The 637-nt window shown below is 58.2% G+C and carries 1 rRNA gene; it reads left to right on the top strand.

The features are described 5' to 3' along the window. A 23S ribosomal RNA gene (locus ABD120_RS39490) occupies positions 1-589 on the top strand; the annotation flags it as partial. Positions 590-637: the final 48 nt, after the last annotated feature.

Here is a 637-nt window from a genome sequence, read left to right as displayed (position 1 = left end):
TCAGGTGTTGAGTGTAAGTGCACAAGGGGGCTTGACTGTGAGACTGACGGGTCGAGCAGGAGCGAAAGCTGGGACTAGTGATCCGGCATCGGCGTGTGGAAGCGGTGTCGCTCAACGGCTAAAAGGTACCCCGGGGATAACAGGCTGATCTTCCCCAAGAGTCCATATCGACGGGATGGTTTGGCACCTCGATGTCGGCTCGTCGCATCCTGGGGCTGGAGTAGGTCCCAAGGGTTGGGCTGTTCGCCCATTAAAGCGGTACGCGAGCTGGGTTTAGAACGTCGCGAGACAGTTCGGTCCCTATCCGCTGCGCGCGTAGGAGACTTGAAGGGGGCTGTCCCTAGTACGAGAGGACCGGGACGGACGAACCTCTGGTGTGCCAGTTGTATCGCCAGATGCATGGCTGGTTGGCTACGTTCGGGAGGGATAACCGCTGAAAGCATCTAAGCGGGAAGCTCGCCTTGAGATGAGGTCTCCCACCCTGTTGTGGGGGTAAGGCTCCCGGTGGATGACCGGGTTGATAGGCTGGTGGTGGAAGCGCGGTAACGTGTGGAGCTGACCGGTACTAATAGGCCGAGGACTTGACCACAAGGTTACACGTCAAGGGTTTTTGTCGCGGTTTTCCGTGTGTTTGTTC

Origin of the sequence: Nonomuraea longicatena (assembly GCF_039525605.1) — a bacterium.
Classification (GTDB): Bacteria; Actinomycetota; Actinomycetes; order Streptosporangiales; family Streptosporangiaceae; genus Nonomuraea; species Nonomuraea longicatena.
This window is presented reverse-complemented; position numbering and strand designations above follow the sequence as displayed.